11 protein-coding genes are annotated in these 13,436 nt (G+C 41.3%); all 11 read right to left on the bottom strand.

Translation table 11 applies throughout. The features are described 5' to 3' along the window. Positions 1 to 74: 74 nt before the first annotated feature. Positions 75 to 1,364: an isocitrate lyase gene (gene aceA / locus AC3ANV_RS25690; protein WP_488311406.1), complete on the bottom strand. Its 1,290-nt coding sequence runs from the start codon at positions 1,362 to 1,364 to the stop codon at positions 75 to 77. Positions 1,365 to 1,399: 35 nt separating this feature from the next. After that, complete coding sequence (aceB, locus tag AC3ANV_RS25695) at positions 1,400 to 2,992, bottom strand: malate synthase A (RefSeq protein WP_488311407.1); 1,593 nt, start codon at positions 2,990 to 2,992, stop codon at positions 1,400 to 1,402. Positions 2,993 to 3,343: 351 nt separating this feature from the next. Continuing rightward, entirely contained in the window at positions 3,344 to 4,393 is a 1,050-nt protein-coding gene (locus tag AC3ANV_RS25700) for a glycoside hydrolase family 15 protein (protein WP_488311408.1), read from the bottom strand. 86 nt (positions 4,394 to 4,479) lie between these two features. After that, positions 4,480 to 5,097: an NAD(P)-binding protein gene (locus AC3ANV_RS25705; RefSeq protein WP_488311409.1), complete on the bottom strand. Its 618-nt coding sequence runs from the start codon at positions 5,095 to 5,097 to the stop codon at positions 4,480 to 4,482. Next, a complete protein-coding gene (locus AC3ANV_RS25710) occupies positions 5,094 to 5,789 on the bottom strand; it encodes a sirohydrochlorin chelatase (RefSeq protein WP_488311410.1) in 696 nt (231 codons plus the stop codon). The genes AC3ANV_RS25705 and AC3ANV_RS25710 overlap by 4 nt, the downstream gene beginning before the upstream one ends. Before the next feature lie 2 nt (positions 5,790 to 5,791). Continuing rightward, positions 5,792 to 7,240 (bottom strand): uroporphyrinogen-III C-methyltransferase, encoded by a 1,449-nt coding sequence (gene cobA / locus AC3ANV_RS25715; protein WP_488311411.1) that lies wholly within the window; start codon positions 7,238 to 7,240, stop codon positions 5,792 to 5,794. 38 nt (positions 7,241 to 7,278) lie between these two features. Then, positions 7,279 to 7,599 (bottom strand): nitrite reductase small subunit NirD, encoded by a 321-nt coding sequence (gene nirD, locus AC3ANV_RS25720; protein WP_488311412.1) that lies wholly within the window; start codon positions 7,597 to 7,599, stop codon positions 7,279 to 7,281. Further along, entirely contained in the window at positions 7,596 to 10,025 is a 2,430-nt protein-coding gene (gene nirB, locus AC3ANV_RS25725; protein WP_488311413.1) for a nitrite reductase large subunit NirB, read from the bottom strand. Before nirB ends, nirD begins: the two co-directional genes overlap by 4 nt. A 218-nt stretch (positions 10,026 to 10,243) precedes the next feature. Beyond that, the gene (locus tag AC3ANV_RS25730) at positions 10,244 to 11,230 is read right to left on the bottom strand and encodes a hypothetical protein (protein ID WP_488311414.1); all 987 of its coding nucleotides are present in this window, start codon (positions 11,228 to 11,230) and stop codon (positions 10,244 to 10,246) included. A 22-nt stretch (positions 11,231 to 11,252) separates the two neighbouring features. Further along, a complete protein-coding gene (locus AC3ANV_RS25735; RefSeq protein ID WP_488311415.1) occupies positions 11,253 to 11,486 on the bottom strand; it encodes a hypothetical protein in 234 nt (77 codons plus the stop codon). 292 nt (positions 11,487 to 11,778) lie between these two features. Further along, a complete protein-coding gene (pruA, locus tag AC3ANV_RS25740; protein ID WP_488311416.1) occupies positions 11,779 to 13,326 on the bottom strand; it encodes an L-glutamate gamma-semialdehyde dehydrogenase in 1,548 nt (515 codons plus the stop codon). Positions 13,327 to 13,436: the final 110 nt, after the last annotated feature.

Here is a 13,436-nt window from a genome sequence, read left to right on the forward strand (position 1 = left end):
TGACTTTACCTTAAAAAATGTTACCTATAAAAATCCTTCCCTCCAAAAGGAGAGAAGGATCCGCCGTTCTAGCATTATTTTTTAGAGGAGCCGGTAAATTGTTCTTCCTCCGTTGAACCTTTCAATGCCGTTGTTGAAGAGGTTCCACCCGAGATAATCATCGATACTTGGTCAAAGTATCCTGTCCCCACTTCACGTTGGTGGCGTGTTGCAGTGTAACCATATTGCTCACTGTCAAACTCCGCTTGCTGCAATTCGGAGTAGGCTGCCATGCCGCGCTCCTTGTAACCGCGGGCAAGAGTGAACATGCTGTGATTCAATGCGTGGAAGCCGGCAAGTGTAACGAATTGGAACTTGTAGCCCATTTTTCCAAGCTCTTGTTGGAATTTCGCAATCGTTTCTTGATCCAGTTTCTTTTTCCAGTTGAAGGAAGGTGAACAGTTATAAGCCAATAGTTTACCTGGGAATTTTTCATGAATAGCTTCGGCAAATTGTCTTGCTTCCTCAATATTCGGCTCGGAGGTTTCACACCAAACAAGGTCTGCGTATGGTGCATAAGCCAATCCACGGGCGATCGCTTGGTCAATCCCTGCTTTTGTTCGGTAAAATCCTTCAGCAGTCCTCTCACCGGTAATAAACGGCGCATCATTCATATCGATATCACTTGTGATCAAATCTGCTGCGTTTGCATCAGTTCGGGCAACCAGTACAGTTGGAACACCCATAACGTCCGTTGCCAGGCGGGCTGCTATCAAGTTGCGCACGGCAGTTTGTGTTGGCAGCAATACTTTACCGCCCAAATGGCCGCATTTTTTCTCAGAAGAAAGCTGATCCTCGAAGTGAACACCTGATGCTCCTGCTTCAATCATCCCCTTCATCAATTCGAAGCAGTTTAGCTGCCCACCAAAGCCAGCTTCCGCATCTGCCACAATTGGAGCAAACCAATCAATAGAATTGTTTCCTTCAGCATGATGAATTTGGTCGGCACGCTGAAGGGCCTGGTTAATTTTTTTCACAACGTTTGGTACACTGTTTGCAGGATACAGGCTTTGGTCAGGATACATATGTCCGGAAAGGTTTGCATCCGCAGCCACTTGCCAGCCGCTTAAGTAGATGGCTTTAAGACCTGCTTTTACTTGCTGAACTGCTTGGTTTCCTGTGAGAGCACCAAGAGCATTTACATAGTCTTCTTCATTTAATAGCTTCCAAAGTTTTTCAGACCCTTTTTTCGCTAACGTATGCTCGATATCAATCGATCCTCGGAGCTTGATTACATCCTCCGCAGTGTATGGTCTTGTTACACCATTCCATCGCTTATCCATTTCCCAGCTTTCCTGCAATTGATTTACTCTTGAATTTGTCATTTTATATTCCTCCTATTAATCTATTAAAATATTTTTTATAGAATCTCATATCCGGGCAGGGTTAAAAACTCAGTAAATTCATCATTTAATATGAGCTGATCAAACAGTTCGACAGCTTCTGTGAACCGTCCATCCTCGTACGCTTGCTCACCGATTTCCTGCTTAATTTTTTCTAATTCCTCAACCTTGTATCGCTCATACAATTCAACGGTTACTTTCCGACCATCCTGCAAAACGCCCTTCGGATGGCGAATCCATTGCCAAAGCTGGGCCCTTGAAATTTCAGCCGTTGCAGCATCCTCCATTAAGTTATGGATGGGTGCTGCCCCTCTTCCGGACAGCCATGAAGCCACATATTGAATACCAACATTGATATTGACCCGTACACCGTCTTCCGTTATGGTTCCACCGGGTACTTCAAGTAAGTCTTTAGCATTAACATCTATTTTCTGTTGTTTGGTTGTATAAATTTGGTTTGCTATCGGCATTTCGCGGTTGAATACTTCTAAGGCAACCGGTACCAGACCCGGATGGGCGACCCATGTCCCATCATGTCCATCCCGTGCTTCGCGCTCTTTATCGGCACGTACCTTTTCAAAAGCTTCTTCGTTTGCCTTCGGGTTATTACGAATTGGAATTTGCGCTGCCATCCCGCCAATGGCCGGTGCCTTCCGGCGATGACAGGTTTGAATTGTCAATAACGAGTAGGAACGCATGAATGGAACCGTCATCGTTACCCGGGAACGATCCGGAAGAATGACATCCTTGTGGTTACGCAGCTTTTTCAAGAAACTGAAAATATAATCCCATCTTCCACAATTCAATCCTGCAGAATGTTCTTTCAACTCATATAAAATCTCATTCATTTCAAATGCGCCCATGATGGTTTCTAATAATACAGTCGCTTTAATCGTTCCTTGAGCGATCCCAAGCTTTTCTTGCGCAAATACAAATACATCATTCCAAAGCCTTGCTTCTTGATGACTTTCAAGCTTTGGCAGATAAAAATAAGGACCTGTTCCTCTTGCAAGTAAGGTTTTTACATTATGAAAAAAGTACATCCCGAAATCGAAAAAGCTTCCCGAGATCCTTTTACCATCCAATAACACATGTTTTTCCTCAAGGTGCAGTCCGCGTGGTCTTACAAACAGTACTGCCGTTTCTTCGTTTAATACATAGTTCTTACCGTTTGGATTTTCAATAGAAATGGTCCGATTTACCGCATCTCGCAAGTTGATTTGTCCCTCAATGATGTTTTCCCATGTCGGTGAAGTGGCGTCTTCAAAATCGGCCATAAAAACTTTTGCACCCGAATTCAAGGCGTTAATGACCATTTTCCGCTCTGTAGGGCCTGTAATTTCTACCCTGCGATCCTGAAGGTCTTGAGGCAGTGGAGCAATCGTCCAATCTCCATGCCGGATATTTCTTGTCTCAGGAAGAAAATCCGGGAGCTTTCCATTGTTGATTTCCACTTGGCGTTTTTGTCTGTACTGTAACAGTTCTATTCTTCTTTCTCCGAACTTTCGCTCAAGATCTTCAATAAAATTTAATGCCTCGGGTGTCAAAATCTCTTCGTATTGGGCTCTTAGAGCCCCGACCACTTCGATACCCGTCGTTTGCGTCGACATGAACTAAATCACCTCTTGTTATATTACAGTTTATATCCTCGTTTTGTATTATATAACACGAAAATCAAAAAAGGAACTACTTTTCAGAAAATTTTATAAAAATAGGAAAAATAAGCCTAAAGTAGTATTTAATCTTTCTTTTTCACTTAGAATAACGGGGATTTAGGAGTTTGGCAGGTAAATCATGCAGCCTGGCAGGTATTTTATTAAATGTGGCATGTAAGTTACAAAAACTGGCAGATAAATGACCGAAAGCGGCAGGTAAATCATTTAAACAGGCAGATAAATTAAATTTCGAAGCAATTTCGCACAGCAAAAAGGCTGTCCAAGTACTCTTGGCAGCCTTTTTAGCTACATCATTCTCTCATATCTCTCTTTTGCTAAAATGTACATTGCACTTCCCCACCCTAAAGGTGTATTCGTATTATAGTTTGTTGATTTGGCAAAATACAGTTCAGGCAAACTTCCATCACTGAGCATTACATTCTCAGTTTTTTTTATATAATCGCCTGCTTTTTCGATGTTTCCTAATTCTAAATGGCATAGTGCCAGCCATGGAAGACCAAATGTCCACTCTGCTTCCGTATCAAAATAAAATGATAGCTGACGGTGTCTTCCTTCATGTTCCAATGTTGAATAATAGGAATCTCCCTTATATCGTATGACACCACGTTCTCTCAGCAAATACCTTTCAGTTTGCCTGACTACCACTTTCGCATCTTCACCGCTCAAAACACCGTATGGGTATATTAAACTCATTTGTGCCAGGTCATAGGGGCGGTCTTTACTTTCACGCGGAAACAGTGAGGATAGGGTTTGAAATCCATTTGCAATCCATTCTCCCGGGACAAAGACGAGATCTCTAACAGCCTGAAGCCCTGCTACACAAGCACCAACAGAGCTGGAATGCACCTCTCGCCACTCCTCCCACATTCCATTATCAGGATCATCCCAAAACTCTGCACAGCCTAAATATCCAACGAGCTTCTGCACAATTTCATGGTCTTTTGCATCACGGATGATTCTTTTTCCACTTTTCTCACCCGCGCCAATTCCCCAAAGGATTGCTCCAACTGCATCATGCTGGGCATGCCCCCAGGGTGAATCCATTTCTTTTACATCATCTGCGGAATACCTTGCATGAATGTATTCCCATTGTTCCTTCGGTCTTTGCTGAATATGTATGTCCAATTTCCATTCATATTCTTTGAATAAATCCAATATTCGATGATAGGTCATCTCGTATATCCCCTGATCCTGATGTAAATAAGGCAAAGACATATAGAAAGAGTCGCGTAACCAGACATAATGATAATCATTTGAGGAAGAAGCTAAATATAAACCATGCGGCAGACGTAAATGATCTAAAATTTGGTAGCTATTGAAAACTTTCTCGTTCATGTGACACCTCTTTTACCTTCCTTTCTTGCCACTCCGATAACTTTTTATACAAAAAAACAGGTACCCTTTATCACCGGGTACCTGCTTCACATTAACTCTTCATATAATCGTTGAAAATCTTCTTCCCGATTTTCACTGTTTAAAAACTCCTGGCTCACAATCGCTTTTAATAATTTTTTTCTAATAAACGCATTATCCACTTCATTCAGTATCCATTTTCGCGTCTTAAAAAGAAATTCGAGATAACTTTCATACGAGTCATCAAATTGTACATCAAGTTGCTGACGGATTTTCCTTGCCAGTGTCGGACTCGCGCCTCCTGTAGATACAGCAATACATAAACGGCCTCTTTGCATGTGGGCCGGTACATGAAAATCCGAGCCATCAGGGTCATCCGCAATGGTAACCAGCTGATGCTCCGCCGCTGAATTTTTCACTAAACGATTTAGTTCCGCATCATTTGTAGCCGCAAAAATCATAAAGGCATCTTTAATATCACCTTCAGAAAAGGGCTTTTGTCGCCAATCGATTTTCCCTTCTAAAGCAAGCTGCTTAAGTTCATCGGTTACTTCAGGACTAATTACATATACTCCCGCTCCCGTTCGAAGCAGGCCGGTCACTTTTCGCTCCGCTACTTTACCGCCGCCGACAACGGCGACTGTTTTCCCGTCAAGCCGCAGCATAATCGGATAATTTGCCTTCATTCTCTCACCTCACTGACCTTCTTTTTGATAAGCGGAATTAATTTTTCATCAAAACCAACAGGGTCGCAAAACTTGATAATCCCATCGAACGTCTCTAAATCTTTCTCGATTTTGACCGTGTATCCTCCGGAAAACAATAAATAAGGTAAAATATATATTCTTTTATCCACTAGCTTCTCTACCATTTCATGATAGAAAACAGGGGTAGTTAAATAGGCAGTGTGGACTTCCACGTTAATTTTCCCGGCCAGGCACCGTGCAAGTGTTTCAAATTCAAGTGCCGCTTCCTGCTCTCGGCTACCGTGCCCAACTAATAATACAGTATCATCCTCTTTTTTCTTAAATCCTGCCGCCTCAAGCCTATCCATTATGATCTCAACCATTATTTCATCTGCACCAAGCGGCTCCGCATATCGGAACACAATGTTCGGATAGCCTTTAAATACGCTCGGAATATCCTCATTCGCATGAATTCCCGGCAAGAGCAATAGTGGGACAACAGTTATTTCGTTCGCACCTTTTTCAATGCAACTCTCAATTGCCTGAGAGATAGAGGGTTCGGCGTGTTCCAGAAATCCATAAGCATGGATAGCACTCCCGGGCTTATTTCTCAGCTTTTTTATAAAAGTAATAAATTTCTCATTTGCAGCTGTCCGACGGCTTCCATGGGCAATATAAATGATCGCTTTCATTATCATTCAGCCACAATGACGTGACTGGCTAAATAATCAATCATTGCTTGTTTTGTAGCTTTTTCCGGCATCTCTGCTTGCTGCAGCCCAGCAGTTTTAACAGCATTCATCGTTTGTTTTCCCATGCAAACCACTTGTAAACCTTTTAAAAATTCCTGCGCATCGATGTCACATTCTCTTAACCCTTCAATAAAAGGTTCGACAGCTGCACTACTTGGGAATACCATCGTATTTACCTCTGCTTCTTCTAACATTCTTTTAAAAATCGGAAAAAACTGCGGATCCATTTCCTTATTGCACGTAACCAAGGTGTCTTTATTTTCCGGTTTATTTTTCAATATGCTGTCATCACCGACAATAAGCATTTTGCCTGACTCAGGCATCTCAGCAGACAAACTAGCAATAAATCCTCGCTCATTCAACGCTCTAATCGTTTTGATAGAGGCACCAAAGAAGTCGGCCCTTATTTTCCGAATATCAACTCGATTCACCACTAAAACTGAGAAAAATTCTCCCACACTTTCCGGAGAAGCAAAGAGAATTTTTTCATAGGCGGCCGCTTTTTCAAGATCAACCGGCACAGCTGTCTTTTTCCATTTAGGAAACTCAATCACATCCGCACCTTGCTCCATTAGTTCTTTTGCCAGTTGACTAGGGCCATCACCTGTGCGAGCAAGCACTATTTGCCGGCCATGCAATGGCTTTTTCTCAAACCAGCTAATTTTTTCACGAAGAGAAATGACTTCGCCCACGAGGATAATCGCAGGATTGCTAAAATTCGCTTCCACAACCTTAGCTGCAATATCTGCCAACGTCCCTTGCAATGTTTTCTGACGGCCAAATGTACCCCATCGAATTAAGATAACGGGGGTGCTAGCCGGCTTGCCATGCGTGATGAGATTTTCACAAATAAAAGGTAAATTTGCGACACCCATATAAAAGGCAATCGTATCAACACCACGGGCTAGACCTTCCCAGTCAAGTAATGGCTTACCGTCTTTTGATTTATCATGTGCGGTTACGATCGCAAACGATTCCGCATACTCGCGGTGAGTAACAGGAATTCCCGCATAAAGGGAGGCTGCAATCCCCGATGAAATACCAGGAACGATTTCAAAAGGAATCTGATAGCGGGCCAGGGCCGCTGCTTCTTCTCCAACACGACCGAAAATACCCGGGTCTCCGCCTTTAAGACGGACAACCATTTTATCTTCTAACGCTTTCGCTACTAAAAGATCATTAATCTTCTCCTGTCTTAATGTATGGCGGTCAGGCAATTTGCCGCAGTAAATCAATTCACAATCAGCCGGTGCAAATTCCAATAGCTTGGGATTTGCAAGACGGTCATATAAAATGACTTCCGCCTGCTTAACGGCTTCCAACCCTTTTACCGTAATTAAACCAATATCCCCGGGCCCTGCACCTACTAGAAATACTTTTCCTGTTTTCATCCTGCAGCCTTCCTTCCATTAAACCGATACTTGTTCTCTTAGATTACTATAAAAACAATGTCGTTATCTACCTCAACCTGAAATGTCCGTACTTGACCTAAGTCCGGTGCCTGCACCTTACCATCTGTTAATAAAATTTTCCAATCATAAACAGGACAAAAAACGTATTCTCCACTTACGAGTCCTTCGGTAAGCACCCCGCCTTTTGGATGCGGACTGCGGTTTTCAATCGCATATACGTAACCGTTTGTCAATTTAAATAAGGCGATTTCTTTGTCATCGATTTTAATTGAATAGCCTGCTCTTACTTTAAGATTAGAGTAATTTGCTACCGGAATACGGGTTATTGTTGAATTCATTTATTTTCACTCCCAACCATAATTGTGTGTTTTGCGTAATATTTATCCTGGATTTCTTCACTTTGAATTGCTTCATTCCAAGGCTCAATGTATTTTTGTAATGTCCGGTCCATACGACTATTTAATGCCTTACGTGTTTCTTCATTTGCCAGAACCTCTTGCACATGGTTCAAGCCGATACGATCTATCCATTTAGAAGTACGTTCAAGATAATTGGCTGTTTCACGGTAGTATTGGAGATAAGCACCTGTCATTTCCATAACCTCATCCTGAGTTTTCACAGTGCATAATAATTCTCCCGGGCGAAGATCAACCCCGCCGTTACCGGCAACATAAATTTCCCAACCGCCGTCAATACCAACAAAACCAATATCCTTAATTCCTGCTTCAGAACAGTTTCTTGGACATGCAGATACGCCCATTTTAACTTTATGCGGTGTATCGAGACGTTCAAACTTTTTCTCCAGTTCAATACCAAGTGCCATAGAATTCTGTGTACCATATCGGCAAAACTCCGCACCGACACATGTTTTAACCGTACGAAGAGTTTTTCCGTATGCATATCCGGATGGCATATTAAGCTCTTCCCACATGCTTGGAAGGTCTTCTTTTTTCACTCCGAACAAACCGATTCGTTGTCCGCCGGTTAATTTTACTAATGGCACATCATATTTTTCAGCTACTTCTGCAATCTTTTTCAAATCTGCTGCAGTTGTTACCCCGCCATACATTCTTGGAACAACAGAGTACGTTCCGTCCTTCTGGATATTGGCATGCATTTTTTCATTTACAAGACGGGAATCCCGTTCATCCTTATAATCATCCATGTAAATCATACCAAGGTAATAGTTCAATGCAGGACGGCATTTGGTACATCCTTCTTCATTATTCCATTCAAGCACATTCATGATTTCTTTAATGCTTGTTAACCCCTTCGCTTTAATTTCAGCGACCACTTCTTCGCGGCTTAGGTGCGTACAACCGCAAAGGCTTGTCTTTGCCGCTGCAGCTGCATCAAACTTGTCTCCAAGCGTATGGGCAAGAATTTGACTTACCATCGGCTTACAACGTCCGCAAGAACGGCCGGCATTCGTACAATGGCTAACCTGGTCAAGAGTAGTTAACCCTTGCGCTTGAATAGCATCAACGATTGCACCTTTGGTAACCCCATTACAGCCGCAAATTAATTCATCATTCGCCATGGAGGCAACATCGTCACTTCCTCCAGAGCCGCATTCAGATTGCAAAATAGAAATACTTGTCATTCCGCTGACATCTTCTTTTTTTGTCAGCATCCGGAATAACTTGGTGCTATCTTTTGTATCACCATATAAAACAACACCGACAATCAGATTTTTTCTGATTAAAATCTTTTTATAAACACCATCAAATTCGTTGTGAACTTTAATTGCTTTTGTCGTTTCGTCTTCAAAGATCTCTCCTGCAGAGAAGAGGTCTACGCCTGCAACCTTTAATTGTGTCCCTGTTATAGACCCTTCATATGGAGCGCTTTCCATACCGCATATTTTGCCGGCGAGTACTTTACCCTGCTCATATAATGGTGCAACCAGGCCGTAAACAATTTCTCGATGTTCTGCACATTCACCTACTGCGTATACATTCGGTGCACTTGTTTCCATATAGTCATTGACGACAATTCCGCGATTTACGTAAATTCCGCTGTTTTTTGCAATCTCGGTATTGGATTTAATCCCAATTGCCATGACCACAAGGTCGGCTTCAATTTCGGAGCCATCTTTAAAACGAAGACCTGTTACCCGTTCATCTCCGAGGATTTCAACGGTCTGTTTTTCCATTAAAAAGTTCATACCCTGTGCTTCGAGTTCTTTTTTCAGCATCGCGGATGCAACTGAATCTAACTGGCGTTCCATCAAGTCCGGCATCAAATGGACAACATCCACTTCCATTCCAAGGTTTAGTAATCCTCTGGCCGCTTCTAGTCCAAGCAGTCCGCCGCCAATAACAACCGCCTTTTTAAATTCGCTTGCTGACTTGATCATCATTTCACAATCTTTGATATCACGAAACCCTGTAACACCTTTTTTGTCCGCACCCGGAATTGGTAGAATAAAAGAATTTGATCCCGTTGCAATAATCAATTCATCGTATTCAACAGCACGGCCTTTTTCAGTAAAAATCATTTTCCCTTCCGTATCAATCCGTTCAGCTGCTTCACCTGTGAATAATTGAATGTTGTTTTCTCTGTACCAATCTAATGGGTTGATAATGATTTTTTCAAAGCTTGTGTCCCCCTGAAGGATATTGGATAACTTGATCCGATTATAGTTTGGGTACGGCTCTTGACCAAAAATAGTAATTTCAAATTGATCTTGAGAAACTTTTAGGATTTCTTCAATGGTTCTTATACCAGCCATTCCGTTTCCGATCATAACCAGTTTTTTCATTTTGGTTCACTCCCTATATTTTTAATCAATTAATGTTGATGTATAAAGTAGTTTTTTATATAGCTAAATTGTAAACTCCCATGTTTTAAAAATTTGTGAAGTACGTCACATCTTAACAATTTTTGTGAAAAGTTTCACATTATTGTCATATTCTTTAACAACAAAAAAGGATGCCCCTTAGTCATTAATTGGGAACACCCTCTTTGATTATTGAAGTTCTACGCTGTCTGTTTATTTTTTTCCCTAAATGAGATACCTTTCACCAAGGAACTAACAATTGGTACTAAAATGCCAACGATTGTCACCGGTATGAGCTCCCATAATTTCACCGGAGGTGTAATCAGCAAGCCAAACCGATTAATGGCAAACAAAGCAAGGAAGTAACACACAGTGCCGGCAAGCCCCGCCAACCAACTTTCCCTTCTAAACACTAAATAGAAAATCGGGATAAATAAAAGTGTAATAGGAACATACGATGTTGGATAATGGACTGCAAGAAAAATGGTTTTGCCGACAAATCGTAATAAAATATAAAGAGCTGTAGCCATTACCGGTATTGTATAATCACCTAGCAACCGAATGACAAATACAGTTAGTAAGGATACCATTGCTACGGAATAAATCGGATAAACCCATTCGGGAATGCCGCCAAAAATTTGTGATGCAGGGTTTGAAATCAGTGCCAGGATTTCCTTTGAAGCAATCGATTGATGATGAATATATTGGTTATACGAAATTGCTCCATTCTCCTGCTGCATATTCGGGAATACCAAGCATTCAAGCAGGAACATTGCAAACCAAGTATGCAGTGTCCTCCAAGTCGGTTTTTCATTTTCCTTAAAGTTATAAAATCCGCGCCACACACCAATAATCATAATATCTGTTGCAATATAATAAATAAAATGTGTTGGGCTCCAAGTGGTTAAATCAATGCCATAAGCGATATGATAGCTAAAATCTAAGGGAATCCCAATTAAAAATAAGGCATAGCCAATGGTAATCAGGTTCCTGGAAAATCGGTCCATATAATGTTGCTGTCTCCATTCCTTAACCAGCAAAAATGCTCCAAGCGCAAAACCGCTAAAATTCACAATATGCGGTATCGAATATTCTTCAAATAAATATTTAAAATGATAGGATGCATCCCATGCAGAGCCAATAAATTTTAATAAAAATGCAGTTACCCATAAGCGGTAATATTTCAAACTCTCTACCTCCCTATAAACCTTAACCTAACAGGTCAAAAATCGTTCCGTATATTACCACAAGGATATAATTAAGAAGCAGCGCAATTCCAAAAGTAATTCCCGATATTCGAATATTTTTTTGTTTAAATAATTTATAGATAAATACAATTCCTGCAATCACCAGAAAGAGATTACCCGCGACTAATGACCAAATTAAACTTGGGCTTTCAGTATGAGGCACTGCTGTTACATGCAGTAAATAATGTGGTAACAATTTTTTGACCCCTTCCAACATAATCATTCTTGAGTTTAACCTTATTTTTGCCCTTATTGAATTAAACTATTATTCCTTACATATTATCCCTTACATATCTTGGGCCAATCGGGTGAAATAGGCAAAAGATACCAATTCTATTATAAACGATGCTTGTGAATTAAGGATTAAATAATAATTAAATTTTCATAAGACTGCAAATGAACCACAAACTCCTTTGCTTCTTTATATTGTTTTTTTTAAAATAAAAACCTCTTCCCAAGGTGAGAGAAGAGGTTTTTTCTAATTTTATTTAGTACATCTCAGATGTTGTTTTTGCTTGCATATGAAGTAACAAGTAGTCCGGGCCGCCTGCTTTTGAGTCCGTTCCGGACATATTGAAGCCGCCAAATGGCTGATAACCAACGATGGCACCGGTACATCCGCGATTGAAATAAAGGTTACCAACATGGAAGTCTTCACGAGCTTGCTCCATGTGGGCACGGTTTGTTGTGATAACCGCTCCTGTTAAACCGTATTCCGTATTGTTGGCAATTTCGATTGCTTCGTCAAAATTCTTCGCTTTTGTGAAACCAACAACCGGCCCGAAGATTTCTTCCTGCATGATACGAGCTTTTGGATCAAGATCAGCAATGATAGTTGGTTTAATGAAGTAGCCTTTCGAGTTGTCCCCTTCACCACCGGCCATTAATTTACCTTCTTGCTTGCCAATTTCAATGTATTCCATAATTTTTTTGAAAGCATTGTTATCGATAACCGGACCGGTATAATTTCCTGTGTCTACCGGATCCCCAATCGTTAATTGATTCGTTAATTCAACAACGCGGTTCAATACTTGATCATAAACATCCTCTACAATAACAGCCCGGGAACATGCTGAACATTTTTGCCCGGAAAATCCGAATGCTGATGCCATGATGGATTGTGCAGCAAGCTCAAGATCTGCTTCACTGTCCACAACAATGGTATCTTTTCCACCCATTTCAGCAATTAAACGCTTCATCCAAATTTGACCTTCGTTCAATTTAGATGAACGTTCGAAAATGCGAAGTCCCACTTCACGTGAACCTGTAAAACTAACGAAACGAGTATCTTTATGGTCAACTAAGTAATCGCCAACTTCTGCACCGCTGCCCGGTACGAAGTTTAGTACACCTTTTGGAAGTCCTGCTGCTTCCATTACTTCAACGAATTTAGCTGCTACAATAGGCGTTGTGGAAGCCGGTTTTAATAAAACAGTATTACCCGAAACAATGGCTGCCACCGTTGTACCTGCCATAATCGCGAATGGGAAGTTCCATGGTGAGATGATAATTCCTACCCCAAGTGGAATATAGTGATAACGGTTGTATTCGTTTGGACGGCTATTAACCGGTACGCCGTCTTTTAGAGCCAGCATTTGGCGTCCATAGTATTCAAGGAAGTCAATTCCTTCTGCTACCTCAACATCGGCTTCTCTCCATGATTTTCCCGCTTCTTTTGTTAAAAGGGCAGAAAACTCGCTCTTCCGACGACGAATCATCGTTGCCGCTTTAAACAACACATCGGCGCGAACTTCCGGTTTAGTTTTTTTCCATGTTTTGAATGCTTCAACTGCGGCCTGCATTGCTTTTTCAGCAAGATCTTGGTTTGCTTTGGAAACGCGGCCGATTACTTCTTCTTTATTCGCAGGATTAAAGGAAACAATTTTGTCCTCTGTAGAAACTCTTTCTCCGTCGATGACAAGATCGTAATCCTGACCTAAATAACCTTCAACTGTTTTTAATGCCTTAAGATAGGCCTGGCGGTTTTCTTCTGTCGTAAAATCTGTGAATGGTTCATGCTTGTAAGGTTGTACCATTTCTTAAACCCTCCTATGTATTAAAAACGTTTACATCCATTGTCCATTCTAACACGTATCATTTCTCTGTATCAATGATTCCGAAGAACAAAAAGAACCGGCATAATTGC

It is taken from the genome of Neobacillus sp. DFD-2R (assembly GCF_057747865.1).